This is a genomic window from Georgenia sp. Z2081 (assembly GCF_055326445.1).
In genome coordinates this window covers 18530-35260 of the sequence record NZ_JBUZNK010000001.1, presented here as the reverse complement: position 1 = coordinate 35260, position 16731 = coordinate 18530, and the positions used below count along the sequence as shown (strand labels likewise).

Sequence of the window (16731 nt, the reverse complement as noted above, 5' to 3'; positions counted from 1 at the left end):
CCGGGCCGAGAAGGGGGTCGGCGTGGCTCGCGTCGTCTACTTCTCGTCCGTCACCAACACCACCCACCGGTTCGTCGACAAGCTCGGCGTGCCGGCGGAGCGGATCCCGCTGCGCCGGACCGAGCCGCACCTGCGCGTCGACGAGGAGTACGTGCTCGTGGTCCCCACCTACGGGGGCGGGAACGGGAAGGGTGCGGTGCCCAAGCAGGTCATCCACTTCCTCAACGACGAGCACAACCGCTCTCTCATCCGCGGGGTCGTCTCCGCGGGCAACCTCAACTTCGGGTCGGCGTACGGACTGGCGGGGGACATCGTCTCCGCCAAGTGTCGCGTCCCGCACATGTACCGATTCGAGCTCCTGGGCACGCCGCACGACGTCGCCCGGGTCAAGGAAGGACTGAACGCCCTGTGGCCACCACGCTGACCGACACCGGGTTGGAGGCTCTGTCGTCGCCGGAGCTCGACTACCACGCGCTCAACGCGATGCTCAACCTCTACGACGCCGACGGCAAGATCCAGTTCGACGCCGACCGTCAGGCGGCGCGCCAGTACTTCCTGCAGCACGTCAACAAGAACACGGTCTTCTTCCACGACCTGCGCGAGAAGCTCGACCACCTCGTCACCGAGGGCTACTACGAGGGCGAGGTGCTCGCGCAGTACAGCCACGAGTTCCTCGAGAGCCTGTGGGACCAGGCGTGGTCGCGGAAGTTCCGGTTCGAGACGTTCCTCGGCGCGTTCAAGTACTACACGTCCTACACGCTCAAGACGTTCGACGGCAGCCGCTACCTCGAGCGGTTCGAGGACCGGGTCGTCATGGTCGCCCTCACCCTGGCGGCCGGCAAGGAGCAGGCGGCCCGCGACATGGTCGACGAGATGCTCGCCGGCCGGTTCCAGCCCGCCACGCCGACGTTCCTCAACGCCGGCAAGGCGCAGCGCGGCGAGCTCGTCTCGTGCTTCCTCCTGCGGGTGGAGGACAACATGGAGTCGATCGCCCGCGGCATCAACTCCTCGCTGCAGCTGTCCAAGCGCGGCGGCGGCGTGGCGCTGTCCCTGACGAACATCCGCGAGTCGGGCGCGCCGATCAAGAAGATCCAGAACCAGTCCTCGGGCGTCATCCCCGTGATGAAGCTCCTCGAGGACTCCTTCTCGTACGCGAACCAGCTCGGTGCGCGTCAGGGAGCCGGCGCGGTGTACCTCAACGCCCACCACCCGGACATCCTCAGGTTCCTCGACACCAAGCGGGAGAACGCGGACGAGAAGATCCGCATCAAGACGCTGTCCCTCGGCGTCGTCGTCCCGGACATCACGTTCGATCTGGCCAAGACGAACGAGGACATGTACCTGTTCTCGCCGTACGACGTCGAGCGGGTCTACGGGGTGCCGTTCTCCGAGATCTCGGTCTCGGAGAAGTACCGCGAGATGGTCGAGGACGGCAGGATCCGCAAGACGAAGATCAACGCGCGCCAGTTCTTCACCACGCTCGCGGAGATCCAGTTCGAGTCGGGCTACCCGTACATCGTGTTCGAGGACACGGTCAACCGCGCCAACCCGATCGACGGCCGGATCAGCATGTCGAACCTGTGCTCGGAGATCCTCCAGGTCTCCTCGCCGTCGACCTTCAACGAGGACCTCTCGTACGACGAGGTGGGCAAGGACATCTCCTGCAACCTCGGGTCGCTCAACATCGCGAAGACGATGGACTCGCCGGACTTCGGCAAGACGATCAGCACCGCGATCCGGGCGCTGACGGCGGTCTCCGACGCGTCGAACATCTCCTCGGTCCCCTCGATCGAGCGCGGCAACGACATGTCGCACGCGATCGGCCTGGGGCAGATGAACCTGCACGGCTTCCTCGCCCGCGAGCGGATCCACTACGGGTCCGAGGAGGGGCTGGACTTCACCAACATCTACTTCCTCACGGTGACGTACCACGCCGTGCGGGCGTCGAACGCGATCGCTCGTGAGCGGGGCGTGACGTTCGACGGCTTCGAGCGCTCCGACTACGCCACGGGTAAGTACTTCGACAAGTACACCGACCAGGTGTGGGAGCCGCGCACGCAGCGCGTCCGCGAGCTGTTCGAGGAGGCCGGCGTCGCGATCCCCACGCAGGCGGACTGGACGGCGCTCAAGGAGTCGGTCCAGCAGCACGGGATGTACAACCAGAACCTCCAGGCCGTGCCGCCGACCGGGTCGATCTCCTACATCAACAACTCGACGTCGTCGATCCACCCGATCGTCTCCAAGGTCGAGATCCGCAAGGAGGGCAAGATCGGGCGCGTCTACTACCCGGCGCCCTACATGACGAACGACAACCTCGAGTTCTACGAGGACGCGTACGAGATCGGCCCCGAGAAGATCATCGACACCTACGCCGAGGCGACTCAGCACGTCGACCAGGGCCTGTCGCTGACGCTGTTCTTCAAGGACACGGTCACCACTCGCGACCTCAACCGGGCGCAGATCTACGCGTGGCGCAAGGGCATCAAGACGCTCTACTACATCCGTCTGCGCCAGCTCGCGCTCGAGGGCACCGAGGTCGAGGGCTGCGTGTCCTGCATGCTCTGACCTGCTCCGACGCCGCAGCCACGCGGCGAGGGTGAGGCCCGACCGGTGTCGCCCGCCCCCGTACCCGGCCCCGGTCCGCATGTGCGGACCGGGGCCGATCCACGTGGGGCGGCACGGGTGCCTGCGCGGTGCGGCTCGGGCCCGAGGGGTGGACCGGCCTCGTACCGGGTGCGCGGACGGTGTTACCGATTCCGGCGATATGCCTCACTTCTGTGCGGCAGGTCTCGACCGGGTAACGGCGGGCGCCCTAGAGTTCGCGAGCCCGCGGATCCGACCGGTCGCGCCTGGGTCCCCCCGGACGCGCGACGGGACGGCGGCGCGCCTCGCGCCGGGTGGGCAGCCCCTGTCCCCCAGCATCGAGGTTCACATGCCCCCCAGGACCCTGCCGACGCTCGCGCTCGCAGCCGCCGCGGCCGTCACAGCCCCCGCTGCCGCCGGAGCAGCCTTCGCGGCCCCGACCGCCCAGGCCGCACCCGCCGCGGCCGCGCTCGCCGCCCGCGCTCCTGCTGCGACAGCGCTGCCCATGCACGGCGGACCGATCGGTGACGACGGGACGCAGTTCTACTTCCGCACCTCCTCGGGCGACCGGTCCGCCCGGTACGGCAGCGCCGGCGACGCGGCCTACGTGGGCGACTGGGACGGCGACGGCGTGGACACGCTCGCCGTGCGCCGCGGGACCACCTTCCACATCTCCAACTCGACGACGCCGACCACCGCCGACTACCAGGTCACCTTCGGCCGGCCGGGCGACGACTACCTCGTGGGCGACTGGGACGGCGACGGCATCGACACCCTCGCGGTGCACCGCGGCTCGCAGGTGCTCATGTCGAACGACGTCCGCCCGCACCACGCCCAGGTGGCCCTGTCTTACGGGCGGGCCTCCGACGACTACCTGGTCGGTGACTGGAACGGCGACGGCATCGACACCCTCGCCATCCACCGTGGCATCGAGCTGCACGTCCGCAACAGCAACACCTCCGGGTGGGCGGACCAGGTCGTCCACTTCGGCTCCGCCGGTGACACCGCGATCTCCGGGGACTGGGACGGCGACGGCGTCGACTCCTTCGGGGTCCACCGGCCGTCCACCGCGTCCTTCTACCTGCGCAACGCCGTGAGCTCGGGCCCGGCCGACCAGATCGTCCCGTGGGGCCGGTCGACCGACCAGCCGTTCGTCGGGCGCTGGGAGCCCGGGCAGGCGGCCGACTCCCTCGGGCTGCGGCGGCCAGCGCCTGCGCCGACGCCCGCACCCACACCCGCACCGGACCCGGAGCCGAGCGGTACGCCGCGCGAGATCGGCCGGGCGATGGCGGCCGAGCGCGGGTGGACCGGTTCGCAGTGGACCTGCCTGGACCAGGTCTACACCTACGAGTCGCGGTGGGACCCGAGCGCGCACAACCCCTCCAGCGGCGCGTACGGCATCCCGCAGGCGCTGCCCGGATCGAAGATGGCGGCCTTCGGCGCCGACTGGCGCACGAACCCGGCCACCCAGATCGCCTGGGGCAACGACTACATCGCCGGCCGCTACGGCACCCCGTGCGGGGCCTGGTCGCACATCCAGTCCCGCGGCTGGTACTGACCGCGCTCGGCGGTCGGTACCGACCGCCCTCAACGGTTGGGCAGAACCGCGCTCAGTCGTGAGGTAGAACCGCGCTCAGTCGTGGGCGTCGGCGACGGGGGCCGGGTCCGTGCATCGCGGACCCGGCCCCCGACGTCGTGCCAGGGTGGGGGCATGACGCACCTGGCGCTCGGGGCGATGGGCGGGACCATCGCGATGTCCACCTCCGAGCCGGGGCAGGGCGCGACCGTGTCGCTCACCGGCGCCGACCTGATCGCCGCGACACCCGGGCTCGCCGAGGTCGCCGACGTGTCGGCCGACCAGCTGACGAACGTCCCGTCCGCCTCGCTCACACTCGACGACGTCCTGCGCGTCCACGGCTGGGCCGACGCGCAGGCCCGAGCCGGCGTCGACGGGATCGTGCTCACCCACGGCACCGACACGCTCGAGGAGACCGCCTACCTCCTCGACCTGCTGTGGGCCCACGACACGCCCCTGGTCGTCACCGGCGCGATGCGGTCGGCCGCGATGGCCGGTGCCGAGGGTCCCGCCAACCTGCTCGCGGCCGCGGTCACCGCCGGCTCGCCAGATGCCCGCGGCCTCGGTGTCCTCGTCTGCCTCAACGACACGGTCAACCTCGCCGCGCGCGTGACCAAGGTGTCCTCGACGGCACTGGAGACGTTCGAGTCGCCGGGGACCGGTCCGGTCGGCGTGATCGTGGAGGAGCGGTTCTGGCCGAGCTGGTCGCCGTTCGAGCGGCACCCGGCTCTCGCGGTCCCGCCGTCGGGACGGGTGGCGGTCCCGCTCGTCGAGTCCCCCTTCGACGACGACGGTTCCGTCCTGCAGGCCGTCCTCGGTACCGGGGCGCGCGGCGTGGTCGTCGCGGGCACCGGGGTGGGCCACGTGTCGGAGCCCGCGGCGGAGCTCGTCTCGCAGGCCGTCGCCGACGGGGTGACCGTCGTCGTGGCCTCCCGGACCCTGCGCGGCGGGACGACGACGCGGCTGTACGGGTTCCCCGGCTCCGAGCAGGACCTCATCGCCCGCGGCGCCCTCATGGCGGGTCGGCTGTCGGCCCGCAAGGCCCGGCTGCTGCTGCACGTGCTCCTCGCGTCGGGCGCCGGAGCGGACACGATCACCGAGGAGATCGCCGCGCGCGGACGGTGAACCCGCACCGTCAGAGCGTGACGCCCACCGCGGTCAGCAGCTCACGCATGGCCGCGCCGAAGTCGCGCTGCTGACCGATCTCCCCGCCGGCCAGCGACTTGATCCCGCCGGAGTAGCTGCCATCGACCTTGCCGGCGGTGCCGACATAGAGCGCCCGCCCGGCCATCAACGACTGCGTCGTCGGGTCCGCCGCGATCGCCTGCCGCGAGTCCTGCAGCTCCTGGAGCTGCTCGGGGCTGAACGGCCCGCCCTTGGCGCTACCCACTCCGGCGACGATGTGCCTGGTGCCGTCGACCTCGAGCGTGACGTGCCCGACCGTCCTGCTGACCTTCGCGCTGATCTGCTCGGCGGCCGTGTCGAAGAAGACACCGCCCTGCCCGGTGAGCCACACCCGCCCCGGCAGCACCCCCAGGATGGCGGGCTCCGACCTGGAGGTGAGCATCTTTGGGTAGCGGTATACGCCCATGAGGATCGGTGTCGGTCCGCTCATGGCGGTCACGCTAACAAGACCGACCCGGCCGACGCGTGGCTCAGCCCCGGCCGCCCGCCAGCCGCACCGCGATCGCCACCTTCACGCGGTTGTCCACGCCGAGCTTGCCGAAGATGTGCGTGACGTGGGACTTCACGGTCGTCTCCGACATGTGCAGCGCGGTGGCGATCTCGGCGTTCGACGCACCCTCCGCGACGACGTCGGCCACCTCCCGCTCTCGCGGCGTGAGCATCGCGAGCGACCGGCGGGCGTCGGCGACCTGGGCGGAGTCGTCGCTCGGGGCGTAGGCGTCGATGAGCGAGCGCGTGGCCGCGGGGGAGAGGATCGCCTCGCCGCCCGCGATCGCACGGACCGCGTCGAGGATCTGTCGCGGACCGGCGTCCTTGAGGAGGAAGCCGGCCGCGCCGGCGCGCAGCGCTCCGAACACGTACTCGTCGAGCTGGAAGGTCGTCAGCACGCACACCTGCGCGGAGGGGACGGCCCGGCGGATCTCCGCCGTCGCCGCGATGCCGTCGAGCACGGGCATCCGCACGTCCATGAGCACGACGTCGGGGCGGTGCGCGATCGCGGCCTCGACCCCCGTGCGCCCATCGGCGGCCTCGGCGACGACGTCGATGTCGTCGGCCGAGGCGAGGATCATCGCCAGGCTCGAGCGGACGAGCGCATCGTCGTCGACGACGAGGACCCGGATCATGACGACTCCTCCGTCGGTGTCGGTGTCGGTGTCGGTGTTGATTCCTGTCCGGGTCCGGGTCCGGGTCCGGGTCCGGGTCCGGGTGCGGGTGCGTGTGGCGGAACGGCTGCGGTGTCCGTCCGACCTGCGTCGGCGCCGACCTCGCCCGCCTCCCGCCACGGCAGGTGGGCGTGCACGACCCAGAGCTGTGCGCCGTCGGGTGCGGTCCGCCGGCCCGCGTCCAGCGTGCCGCCGACACTGCGGGCGCGTTCGACCAGGCCGCGCAGCCCGAGCCCGGCGCGCACCGGGCCCGGGATGCTGGACCCGGCGGCCGCATCGTCGCCGTCGGGGCCTGCCTGCCCGGCGACCACGTTGGAGATCGTGGCACGCACGCCGGCACCGGGGTCCGCGCCGACCTCGACGTCGATCGGGGCCCCCGGTGCGTGCCGCAGCGCGTTCGTCACGGACTCCTGCACGATCCGGTAGGCCGCGCGGGCGGTCGTGGGCGCGAGTCCCGCATCCGCCTCGCGCGTGCTGCCGTCGTCGCCCGTCTCGCGCGCGGTAGCCCCAGCGCCTGGACCGACCGCGATCCGTCGACGCACCGTCGCGCCGGCTCGTGCCGCGTCGTCGAGGAGTGCGTCGAGGTCGCCGAGACCGGGCTGAGGGCCGAGCGCCGCCGGCGCGTCGTCGGCCCCCAGCACGTCGAGGATCGCGCGCAGGTCGCGCGCGGCCGACGACGCGGCACCACGGATGGCCGCGGCGTGACGCTCGATCACCTGCTCCCCGGCACCGGGCGCGATCTCGAGCGCGCCGGCCTGCAGGTTGATGAGGGCGAGCTGGTGGCCGACGGCGTCGTGCATCTCCGCCGCGATCCGGCGACGCTCGGCGAGGACCGCCTCCTGCTCGCGCGACCTGCGTGCCTGCTCCGCGAGCACGGAGTGCGCGGCCTCCTCGGCGCTCAACCGCCTGCGGGTCGCGAGGTAGGCGCCGACCAGCGCGGGCACGAGGACCTCGAGCAGGGCCGTGGCACCGAGGTCGACGAGGTGGTCGGTCGACCCGGGCACCGTCTCCGCCCGCTCACCGGGTGAGAGCGCCCACGGGGAGGCGACCGAGGCCGCCGCGAGCACGAGCACCACCGCGGTGAGCGTGTCCCGGCGGCGCAGCACGAGGGAGAGCACGGCCAGCGGCAGGACCGAGGACCCGGTGAGCACCTTCCCGACGATCGCCAGCGCGGGCAGCAGCACCGGCCATCGGCGGCGCGCCAGCACGGCGAGCACGACGGCGGGCAGCAGCACCCAGGCTGTGACGTCCTGCCAGGGCGCCCGGTCACCCTGGACGAGGCCCGCCACGTGGTCGCCGGCGACGAACAGCAGGTAGACGGCCGTGCGCCGGTGGACGCGGGCGGGTGCCCGGTCGGGGACCCTGCGGGACGGGGCGGACACGGCTCCAGCCTAGGGAGCCCGGCCGGTCCGACCCTCCGACCTTCGGTCGCGCCCGACCGCATCGACCCCCGACCTTCGTCGGAGACGGTCCCGACCGCACGACCGAGGCGACCGCCCGCCGTGCTCGCGAGGCTGACGCCATGATCACCACCGAGCACCTGACCAAGACCTACGGGTCCCGCCGCGTCGTCGACGACCTCACGTTCACCGCCCCGCCCGGCTCCGTCACGGCGTTCCTCGGACCGAACGGTGCGGGCAAGTCCACCACCATGCGCATGATCTGTGCGCTCGCCCGACCCACGGGCGGCTCTGCCAGAGTCGGCGGGGAGCCCTTCACGGCGCTCGCCAACCCTGGCCGCGTCGTCGGGCAGCTGCTCGACTCCGGCGCCCTGCACCGCGGTCGGACCGGCGCCGAGATCCTGCGGCTCGCCCTCCTCACGGTCGATCGCCCGACCGGTCTCGCGGGAGAGCTCCTCGAGCGGGTCGGGCTGACCGGAGCCGCGGACCGGCGCGTGCGCGCGTACTCCCTCGGCATGCGCCAGCGCCTCGGCCTCGCGGTGGCGCTGGCCGGCGACCCCGGGATCCTCGTCCTCGACGAGCCCTTCAACGGCCTCGACCCCGAGGGCATCCGCTGGTTCCGGGGCGTCCTGCGCGACTTCGCCGACGACGGCGGAACCGTCCTGCTGTCCTCCCACCTGCTGGCCGAGGTGCAGACGGTGGCCGATCGCTACGTCGTCATCGGCGCGGGCCGGCTGCGCGCGGAGGGGACGGCCGCCGAGCTCCTCGGGTCCGGATCGGTCCGGGTCGACGCCGCCGACCGGGCTGCACTCGTCGCCGCGCTGGGCGACGCCGGGCTCGAGACGCTCGGCGCCGAGACGCCGAGCACGAGTGCGGGCGTCGAGGTCCGCGCCGGCGCCGACGAGGTCGGCCGCGCCGCGCAGGCCGCCGGCATCCCCCTCACCCTGCTCGCCCCCGCGAGCTCCGCCCTCGAGGACGCGTTCCTCTCCCTCACCGCGGCCTGAGCGCCGCCCCACCCGGAAGGACCCGACATGAGCTCCATCGCCCCGACCACCGTCTCCCCGGGCCACCGCCTGTCGATGCGCCGGCGCCTGCACATCGAGCTGCGCAGGTCGATCGACACCGTCTCCGGTGCAGCGCTGACCGCCGTCACCCTCGGCGCGGCGCCGATCCTCGTCGTCGTCGGCCTCCTCGCGGAGGGCGCGCAGGGGACCACGATCAGCCTCGTCCTCGGGGCCGGCTCCCTCGCGGCCGCATTCCTCCTGCCCGTGCTCACGAGCCTGCTCATCACCTCGGAGTGGGGCCAGGGGTCGATCGTCTCCACCTTCGCCATGGACCACCGCCGGGGCCGGGTGCTGACGGCGAAGGTGCTCGCCGGGCTCGTCGTCTCCCTCGCCGTGGCCGCCCTGTGCCTGGCGGTCGCGATCGTGGTCGCGGCCGTCGCCGGGGTCGACCTCGGGTCGGGCGCCGACCTCGCGCGGACGTGCGCCGGGGTCACGGCCGCGCTCGTCATCTACGCGCTGCTCGGTTCCGCGTGGGGCGCGGCCACACTGAGCACCCCGCTCGCCGTCGTCGTGGCGCTCGCCGGACCGCAGGTCGTCAACACGGTGGAGATGCTGCTCGGCGAGCGCATGGCGGACATCGGTCCGTGGGTGATGTTCAGCCATGCCGTCGGCGACCTCACCCAGGGCGAGGTGGCGAGCTGGCCGCACCTGCTGAGCAACGTCGGGCTGTGGATCGTCCTCCCGATGGTCGTCGGCCTCTGGCGGGTGCGCAGCGCGGACGTCACCTGAGGCGCCTGTCCGTGACCGCCCCACCGCACGCTCGACGAAGGATGGGGGATCGAGCCTATGCTGTGGACAACCTCGACCCAGGCAGACAGGGACCCGCGTCATCCCGAGCCGCCCCCGGGCGGCACCTGATCGAGGTGGGCACGGGTGACGCGGAACCGGGTCGGGCGGCCCTGGCCGACCGACGGCCGCCTGTCCCCGTGATCCCGACCGAGAGCACCCGCCATGACGGCACAGGCCGCCCCCCAGCCGACCCGACCGACGACCGGCGCGGGTGCGTCCGCGGCGGCGCTCACGCTCGCCGGCGTCGGCAAGACCTTCGCCACCGGCACCGAGGCCCTGACCGGGGTCGACCTCAGCGTCTCGCCCGGCGAGCTCGTCACGGTCGTCGGCCCGTCGGGCTGCGGGAAGTCCACGCTCCTGCGCCTCGCCGCCGGGCTCGAGCAGCCCACCGCCGGGACGCTGACCGCCCGCACGGACGCGATCAGCTACGTCTTCCAGGACCCCACGCTGCTGGAGTGGCGCACCGCGCTCGGCAACGTCGAGCTCGCGGGCCGGCTCACCGGTGTGCCCCGGGCCGAACGACGCCGTCAGGCCCTGGCCGCGCTCGAGCTCGTCGGCCTCGCGGGCGCCGAGCAGCGCTTCCCCCGCGAGCTCTCCGGCGGCATGCGGATGCGCGTCTCCCTGGCCCGCGCGCTCGTGCGCGACCCGGACCTCGCGCTGTTCGACGAGCCCTTCGGCGCCCTGGACGAGATCACCCGCCTGACGATGCAGACCGAGCTCCTGCGCCTCTTCACCGACGCGGGGTTCGCCGCCCTGTTCATCACCCACTCCGTGTCCGAGGCCGTCTACCTCTCGACCCGCGTCGTCGTCATGAGCGGCCGTCCCGGCCGGATCGTCGCCGACCTCCCGGTGCCGTGGGGCTACCCGCGCCCCCCGGAGATCCGGTACGACGCCGAGTTCGCCGCATTCGCCGGCCGCGTCTCCGCCGCGCTGGAGGCGAACGCGTGAGCACCCACGTCGTACGGGAGGCCCCCGACACCCTGGATCCCCGCGCGGACGAGGCCGACGTCGTCCGGCCGACGCCCGGGTCCGGCGGCGGGGGAGCGGACACGCTGCCGGGCCGCAGGCGCGGCGCGGGACCTGGCGCCTGGCTCTCCGCCGTCTGGCCGGTCGCGGTCGCTCTCGCCGGGATCGTCGCGATCTGGTACCTCGTCTCCTACCTGGTGCTGCCCGAGGACCAGCGCTTCCTGCTCCCGCCGCCGCACGAGGTCTACGCGGGGGCGCTCGCCGACGAGCGCGTCATGGGCCCGATGCTCGACGCCCTGTGGAACACGGTGGTCGTCGCGATGGCGGGCCTGGCGTTCGCCGTCGTCGTGGGGGTGGCGTGGGCCGTGCTCATGTCGCTCGCGGGATGGGTGGAGAAGGTCCTCTACCCGTACGCGGTCATCCTCCAGACGATCCCGATCCTCGCGCTCGTGCCGCTCATCGGCATCTGGTTCGGGTACGGGTTTCCGGCGCGCGTCATCGTCTGCGTGATCATCGCGCTGTTCCCGATGATCTCCACGACCCTGTTCGGCCTGCGCTCGGCGGGCAGCGCCGCCCACGACCTGTTCACCCTGCACCGCGCGAACCGCTGGCAGCGGCTGCGCCACCTCACCCTGCCGGCCGCGGTCCCGTCGATGTTCACGGGCCTGCGCACCGCCGCGGGACTGTCGGTCATCGGCGCGCTGGTCGGCGACTACTTCTTCCAGCAGGGACCGGCCGGCATCGGCGGACTCCTGCGCACCTACACGCTGCGCCTGCAGATGGACGCCCTGTTCACGGCCATCACGCTCACGGCGCTGTTCGGCGTCGTCGTCTTCGCGCTCTTCGCGATCCTCGACTCCCTCGTCATCAGCCGCTGGTACGGACCGCGCGCATGAGCCGCAGAACCGGAGCCCCCATGTCCCCTCATCACCGCACCGTCGCCCGTACTTCCGACGACCGGGGTACGACCTCGACGTCGGACGCCCCCCGACCGGGGCGAGCACGCCGACGGTGGGCGAGTCCCGTGGTCGCCGTCGTCGGCACCGCGCTGCTCCTGGCCGCCTGCGGCGGCGGCTCCACCGACGACGACGCGGCCGCCGGCCCGGCACCCGGCGCCACCGCGGCCGAGGCGGGCAGCGCCCTGGACCTCGCCGAGGTCTGCCCCGCGACCGTGGTCATGCAGCAGGACTGGCAGCCTCAGGCAGAGCACGGCGCGATGTACCACCTGGTCGGCGACGACCACGAGATCGACACCGAGGCCAAGTCCGTCACCGGTTCGCTCGTGGCGGGCGGCGTCGACACCGGCGTGCAGATCGAGGTGCGACCGGGCGGACCGAACGTCGGCTTCCAGTCGGTCGCCGCGCTCATGTACCTCGACAACGACATCACGGTCGGAGCGGTGAACACCGACTCCGCGATCATCAACCACGAGGCGCAGCCGACGGTCGCGGTCACCTCCCAGCTCACCGTCTCCCCGCAGATCCTCATGTGGGACCCCGAGACCTACCCCGAGGCGGCGACGATCGAGGACATCGTCGCGACCGACGCCACGGTGGTCACGAGCGGGACCGTGCTGCCCGCGCTCATCGCCTCGACCACCGGCTTCGACCTCGCCCGCTCCGACACGAGCTACGAGGGCACGCCCGCCCGCTTCGTCTCGGACCCGAGCATTGTCCAGCAGGGGCTGCTCACCAACGAGCCCTACGTCTACGAGCACGAGGTCGAGCCCTGGTCCCGCCCTGTGGCGAGCGCCCTGCTCGCCGAGGTGGGACACTCGACCTACCCGGGGCCCGTCGCGGTGCGCGCCGATCGGCTCGAGGAGCTCTCGCCCTGCCTCGAGCGGCTCGTGCCCGTGCTCCAGCAGGCACAGATCGACTTCCTCGCGGACCCGGGGCCGGCGACCGACCTCATCCTCGAGCTCGTCGACGCCTACCAGCTCTCGTGGACCTACTCGGCGGGCGTCGCCGAGTACTCGGTGAACACGCAGCTGGCGGAGGACCTCGTGCACGACGACCCGGCGTCGGGGACGTTCGGTGCGTTCGACCCGGCGCGGATGCAGGAGATTGTCGACACCTACCTGCCGGTGCTCGTGGACGAGGGTGCGGTCGCGTTCGACGAGCTGGACCCCGACGTGCTCTACACGAACGAGTTCATCGACAACTCGATCTCCCTGGCCGACACCCCGATCGAGTGAGCAGAATCACCGGATCCGGGCGTCCGGTCACAATGGGTTAACGATGCCCGGGCCGCGTGCAGGGCGATGTTTCCGCGTGATCCCGCGGGTATCGTGGTTCTCGGGCAGCTTCTGGAGTCATCCCGGTGTTTGCAAAGATCCCCGGACACCCCCACTCTTGTGAGGTCACAGCGCTGCTCGGCCGCGCCCGGAAACGGGACGACCGGGCCTGGGCATGACTCCCCGCTCGCGGGGAGCGGCGTCGGCCAGGTGCGTGCTCGTGACGACGACAGGCCTGGTGCGCACCGAGCGGACCACCGCGTGCCGCCCCCCAGGTACCGCGGACAGGCTCGGATCACGGAGGACAGATGGTCGCACTCAGTGCACGCAACGTCTACAAGGTCTTCGGACGACAGGGCCGTCGTGCGGTCGAGCGCCTCGAGAAGGGCGCCAGCCGCGACGAGATCAAGCACCTCGGCACCGCCGCCGTCATCGACGCCAGCTTCGACGTCGACCCCGGCGAGATCTTCGTCGTCATGGGCCTGTCCGGCTCGGGCAAGTCGACGCTCATCCGCACGCTCAACGGGCTGCACCCCGCGACCACGGGCAGCATCGAGATCGGCGGCACCGACATCGCGAAGGCCTCGGGCTCCGAGCTGCGGGCGATCCGCCGCCGCAAGGTCTCGATGGTCTTCCAGCACTTCGCGCTCCTCCCGCACCGCACCGTGCTCGACAACGCCGCGTACGGCCTGGAGATCCAGGGCGTCGGCAGGTCCGAGCGGCTCGAGCGCGCCCGCGAGGTCGTCGAGCTCACCGGTCTCGGCGGCTGGCAGGACTCCGTCCCCGCCCAGCTCTCCGGCGGCATGCAGCAGCGCGTCGGCCTGGCTCGCGCCCTCGCCTCGGACACCGAGATCCTCCTCATGGACGAGGCGTTCTCGGCGCTCGACCCGCTCATCCGGCGCGAGATGCAGGACCAGCTCGTCGAGCTCCAGACCCGGCTGGGCAAGACCATCGTCTTCATCACCCACGACCTCAACGAGGCCGTCCGCCTGGGCGACCGCATCGCCGTCATGCGCGACGGCCGTATCGTCCAGATCGACACCGGCGAGAAGATCCTGTCGGACCCCGCGGACGAGTACGTCGCCCGCTTCATCGCCGACGTCGACCGGTCACGCGTCATCACCGCCGGCTCGGTGATGACCCGGCCGACGACGACGGTCTGGGCGAACTACGGGCCCGGCGAGGCACTGCGCACCCTGCGGGACAGCCAGGTCTCCGCGGCCTACGTCATCGACCGCCGTCAGAGGCTCGTCGGGTCGGTCTACGACGAGGAGCTCCTCGAGGCGCAGCGGCGCAAGGAGGACAGGATCGGGCCGTACATCCACCCGGACACCAGCGCGGTCAACGTCGACACCCCGATCTCGGACGTCTTCGCACCGGCCGCCGAGGCGCGCCTCGCCGTCGCCGTGACGGACGACGAGGACCGGCTTCTCGGCGTCGTCCCCCGCGTGGCGCTCCTGGAGGCGATGGTTCCCAGCGAGCTGGAGGACGCCGGCGGGTCGGTGGAGGACCTCTCCCCACCGGACGAGGCGGGTGACGACGCCGGCGGTGCCCACGCCGCGACGGGCGGCGCCCACGCGGCCACGACCGACGCCGCCACGACCACCGCGACCGAGACGGAGACGCGATGAACGACGACGATCTGCTCTTCCGCGTCCCGGTCGGCGAGTGGGCCAACTCCGCCGTCGACTGGCTGACCAGCACGCTCAGTGCCGTCTTCAGCTTCATCGGGACCGTCTTCGGCGGCGCCTACGACCTCTTGATGACCGCCCTCAGCAGCCCGCCGTTCTGGCTGATCATGGCGATCCTCGTCGCCGCCGCCTTCCTCGCGAAGGGGTGGAAGCTGGCGCTGGGCTCACTGATCGGCCTCCTGCTGATCTACAGCATGGACCAGTGGACGAACGCCATGATGTCGCTCGCCCTCGTCCTGGTGGCCAGCATCATCGCCGTGCTCATCGGTATCCCCCTCGGCATCTGGGCAGGTCTCAGTGCACGAGCGTCCGCGGCGATCCGGCCGTTCCTCGACGTCATGCAGACCCTGCCGGCGTTCGTCTACCTCATCCCGGCCGTGGTGCTCTTCCGCGTCGGCGAGGTCCCGGGCATCGTCGCGACGATCATCTTCTCGCTGCCGCCCGCCGTGCGCATGACCGAGCTCGGCATCCGGCAGGTCGACAGCGAGGTCGTCGAGGCGGGCCAGGCGTTCGGCTCCACCCCGGGCCGGATCCTCCGTCAGATTCAGCTGCCCCTCGCGCAGCCCACCATCATGGCCGGCGTCAACCAGGTGATCATGCTCGCCCTGTCGATGGTGGTCATCTCCGGCATGGTCGGGGCCCCCGGCCTCGGGCAGCAGGTCTACCAGGCGCTGACGCGCATCGACATCGGTCTCGGCTTCGAGGCCGGGCTCGGCGTGGTCATCCTGGCCATGTACCTCGACCGGCTCACGGCATCGCTGGCCCAGCACGGCGCGGTCAACCGCGCCAAGCGGATGGCCGGTAGCTGACGCGCCGGACGAGCACGCGCCCCCGCGCAGAAACGACCCTACGAAGAACACAAGGAGAGACATGCGTACCAAGCGATTCATGACGACAGCGGCCACCGTGTCGGCCCTCGCACTCACCCTCGCCGCCTGCGGCGGCGGGGACGACGAGGGTGACAACGGCGGCGACAACGGCGACACCGGCACGTCCGAGGGCGACGGCGGCGACGCCGGCGGCGAGGGCGACAGCGGCGAGGGCGACGGCGGCGACGCCGGCTCGGCCGGCGGCGAGATCACCATCGGCGTGCACTCCGGCTGGGAGGAGGGCATCGCCGTCTCCCACCTGTGGCAGGCCATCCTCGAGGAGCAGGGCTACGACGTCACGCTCGAGACCGCCGAGGCCGGCGTCGTCTTCACGGGCCTCGCCCAGGGCGACTACGACCTCAACTTCGACACGTGGCTGCCGAACACCCACTCGGACTACATCGAGCAGTACGGCGACGACCTCGAAGAGCTCGGCATGTGGTACGAGAACGCGCCGCTGACGATGGCCGTGAACGAGGACGCCCCGATCGAGTCCCTCGACGAGCTCGCGGACAACGCGGACGAGTTCGGCAACCGCATCGTCGGCATCGAGCCCGGCGCCGGCCTGACCCGCATCACCACGGACGAGGTCATCCCGACCTACGGCCTGGAGGACATGGAGTACGTCATCTCCTCGACCACGGCGATGCTCTCCGAGCTGAGCGCCGCGATCGACTCCGGTGACAACGTGGTCGTCACCCTGTGGCGCCCGCACTGGGCCTACGACGCGTTCCCGATCCGCGACCTCGAGGACCCCGAGGGCGCCTTCGGCGAGCCGGACGACATCTACACGTACGGCAACGCCGAGTTCTCCTCGGAGTTCCCGGAGGTCGCCGAGTGGATCGCAGGCTTCACGTTTGGTGACGAGGACCTCGCCGAGCTCGAGAACATCATGTTCAACGAGATGGGTGGCAACTCCAACGACGAGGCCGTCGAGCAGTGGCTCGCGGACAACCCCGACTTCATCGACTCCGTCGTCAGCGGCGGCGGCGAGGCCGGCGGCGAGACCGAGTCCGACGCCGCGGGTGCCGAGACCGACTCCGAGGGTGCCGGCTCCGAGACCGACTCCGAGGACGCCGAGACCGAGAGCTGACCGGGCGCCGCTCCTCGAGCGGCCCCGCCGGGCGCGACCCGGCATGCACGATCACGACGCGGGGGGCGAACCCGAACCGAAAGATGGGGGCGAGGAACCGCCAAAAACGCACACCAAAA

General features: G+C 71.8%; 15 protein-coding genes. 12 read left to right on the top strand and 3 right to left on the bottom strand.

Going from position 1 to position 16731, the window contains the following annotated elements; translation table 11 throughout:
* Window positions 1-22: 22 nt before the first annotated feature.
* The 4 genes from nrdI to ACZLKG_RS00160 all read left to right on the top strand — a co-directional run bounded on the left by nrdI (window position 23) and on the right by ACZLKG_RS00160 (window position 5284).
* Window positions 23-424 (top strand): class Ib ribonucleoside-diphosphate reductase assembly flavoprotein NrdI, encoded by a 402-nt coding sequence (nrdI, locus tag ACZLKG_RS00175; RefSeq protein WP_425707187.1) that lies wholly within the window; start codon window positions 23-25, stop codon window positions 422-424.
* Window positions 409-2565, top strand: coding sequence for a class 1b ribonucleoside-diphosphate reductase subunit alpha (nrdE, locus tag ACZLKG_RS00170; RefSeq protein ID WP_463647505.1), 2157 nt, complete (start codon window positions 409-411; stop codon window positions 2563-2565). Before nrdI ends, nrdE begins: the two co-directional genes overlap by 16 nt.
* 367 nt (window positions 2566-2932) lie before the next feature.
* The gene (locus ACZLKG_RS00165) at window positions 2933-4141 is read left to right on the top strand and encodes an aggregation-promoting factor C-terminal-like domain-containing protein (protein WP_463647504.1); all 1209 of its coding nucleotides are present in this window, start codon (window positions 2933-2935) and stop codon (window positions 4139-4141) included.
* Window positions 4142-4294: 153 nt separating this feature from the next.
* Window positions 4295-5284, top strand: coding sequence for an asparaginase (locus tag ACZLKG_RS00160; protein ID WP_463647503.1), 990 nt, complete (start codon window positions 4295-4297; stop codon window positions 5282-5284).
* A 10-nt stretch (window positions 5285-5294) separates the two neighbouring features.
* On the opposite strand, the gene ACZLKG_RS00155 is transcribed toward ACZLKG_RS00160, so the two are convergent.
* The 3 genes from ACZLKG_RS00155 to ACZLKG_RS00145 are packed head-to-tail and all read right to left on the bottom strand — an operon-like array spanning window position 5295 to window position 7889.
* Complete coding sequence (locus ACZLKG_RS00155) at window positions 5295-5774, bottom strand: hypothetical protein (protein ID WP_425707183.1); 480 nt, start codon at window positions 5772-5774, stop codon at window positions 5295-5297.
* A 40-nt stretch (window positions 5775-5814) separates the two neighbouring features.
* The gene (locus tag ACZLKG_RS00150) at window positions 5815-6468 is read right to left on the bottom strand and encodes a response regulator (protein ID WP_463647502.1); all 654 of its coding nucleotides are present in this window, start codon (window positions 6466-6468) and stop codon (window positions 5815-5817) included.
* Window positions 6465-7889, bottom strand: a complete 1425-nt coding sequence (locus tag ACZLKG_RS00145) for a sensor histidine kinase (RefSeq protein ID WP_463647501.1) — start codon at window positions 7887-7889, stop codon at window positions 6465-6467. The genes ACZLKG_RS00150 and ACZLKG_RS00145 overlap by 4 nt, the downstream gene beginning before the upstream one ends.
* A 140-nt stretch (window positions 7890-8029) precedes the next feature.
* Here ACZLKG_RS00145 and ACZLKG_RS00140 point away from each other — a divergent pair, with 140 nt between their 5' ends.
* The 8 genes from ACZLKG_RS00140 to ACZLKG_RS00105 all read left to right on the top strand — a co-directional run bounded on the left by ACZLKG_RS00140 (window position 8030) and on the right by ACZLKG_RS00105 (window position 16612).
* Window positions 8030-8911: an ABC transporter ATP-binding protein gene (locus ACZLKG_RS00140; protein ID WP_425707180.1), complete on the top strand. Its 882-nt coding sequence runs from the start codon at window positions 8030-8032 to the stop codon at window positions 8909-8911.
* 27 nt (window positions 8912-8938) lie between these two features.
* On the top strand, window positions 8939-9700 hold the full coding sequence (locus ACZLKG_RS00135) for a hypothetical protein (protein ID WP_463647500.1): 762 nt from the start codon (window positions 8939-8941) through the stop codon (window positions 9698-9700).
* 222 nt (window positions 9701-9922) lie between these two features.
* The gene (locus tag ACZLKG_RS00130; RefSeq protein ID WP_425707178.1) at window positions 9923-10708 is read left to right on the top strand and encodes an ABC transporter ATP-binding protein; all 786 of its coding nucleotides are present in this window, start codon (window positions 9923-9925) and stop codon (window positions 10706-10708) included.
* Window positions 10705-11622, top strand: coding sequence for an ABC transporter permease (locus ACZLKG_RS00125; protein WP_425707177.1), 918 nt, complete (start codon window positions 10705-10707; stop codon window positions 11620-11622). Before ACZLKG_RS00130 ends, ACZLKG_RS00125 begins: the two co-directional genes overlap by 4 nt.
* A 128-nt stretch (window positions 11623-11750) precedes the next feature.
* Window positions 11751-12920: a hypothetical protein gene (locus ACZLKG_RS00120; protein WP_463647499.1), complete on the top strand. Its 1170-nt coding sequence runs from the start codon at window positions 11751-11753 to the stop codon at window positions 12918-12920.
* Between the two features lie 347 nt (window positions 12921-13267).
* The gene (locus tag ACZLKG_RS00115) at window positions 13268-14590 is read left to right on the top strand and encodes a quaternary amine ABC transporter ATP-binding protein (RefSeq protein WP_463647498.1); all 1323 of its coding nucleotides are present in this window, start codon (window positions 13268-13270) and stop codon (window positions 14588-14590) included.
* Window positions 14587-15459, top strand: a complete 873-nt coding sequence (locus ACZLKG_RS00110) for an ABC transporter permease (protein WP_463647497.1) — start codon at window positions 14587-14589, stop codon at window positions 15457-15459. The genes ACZLKG_RS00115 and ACZLKG_RS00110 overlap by 4 nt, the downstream gene beginning before the upstream one ends.
* Window positions 15460-15520: 61 nt before the next feature.
* Window positions 15521-16612 carry a glycine betaine ABC transporter substrate-binding protein gene (locus ACZLKG_RS00105; protein WP_463647496.1) on the top strand — a complete coding sequence of 364 codons (1092 nt, stop codon included), beginning with the start codon at window positions 15521-15523 and terminating at the stop codon, window positions 16610-16612.
* Window positions 16613-16731: the final 119 nt, after the last annotated feature.

Coding starts and splice junctions, on each gene's coding strand:
- ACZLKG_RS00165 (WP_463647504.1), top strand. CDS start 2,933: ATGCCCCCCAGGACCCTGCCGACGCTCGCGCTCGCAGCCGCCGCGGCC.
- ACZLKG_RS00160 (WP_463647503.1), top strand. CDS start 4,295: ATGACGCACCTGGCGCTCGGGGCGATGGGCGGGACCATCGCGATGTCC.
- ACZLKG_RS00155 (WP_425707183.1), bottom strand. CDS start 5,774: ATGAGCGGACCGACACCGATCCTCATGGGCGTATACCGCTACCCAAAG.
- ACZLKG_RS00150 (WP_463647502.1), bottom strand. CDS start 6,468: ATGATCCGGGTCCTCGTCGTCGACGACGATGCGCTCGTCCGCTCGAGC.
- ACZLKG_RS00140 (WP_425707180.1), top strand. CDS start 8,030: ATGATCACCACCGAGCACCTGACCAAGACCTACGGGTCCCGCCGCGTC.
- ACZLKG_RS00135 (WP_463647500.1), top strand. CDS start 8,939: ATGAGCTCCATCGCCCCGACCACCGTCTCCCCGGGCCACCGCCTGTCG.
- ACZLKG_RS00130 (WP_425707178.1), top strand. CDS start 9,923: ATGACGGCACAGGCCGCCCCCCAGCCGACCCGACCGACGACCGGCGCG.
- ACZLKG_RS00115 (WP_463647498.1), top strand. CDS start 13,268: ATGGTCGCACTCAGTGCACGCAACGTCTACAAGGTCTTCGGACGACAG.
- ACZLKG_RS00110 (WP_463647497.1), top strand. CDS start 14,587: ATGAACGACGACGATCTGCTCTTCCGCGTCCCGGTCGGCGAGTGGGCC.
- ACZLKG_RS00105 (WP_463647496.1), top strand. CDS start 15,521: ATGCGTACCAAGCGATTCATGACGACAGCGGCCACCGTGTCGGCCCTC.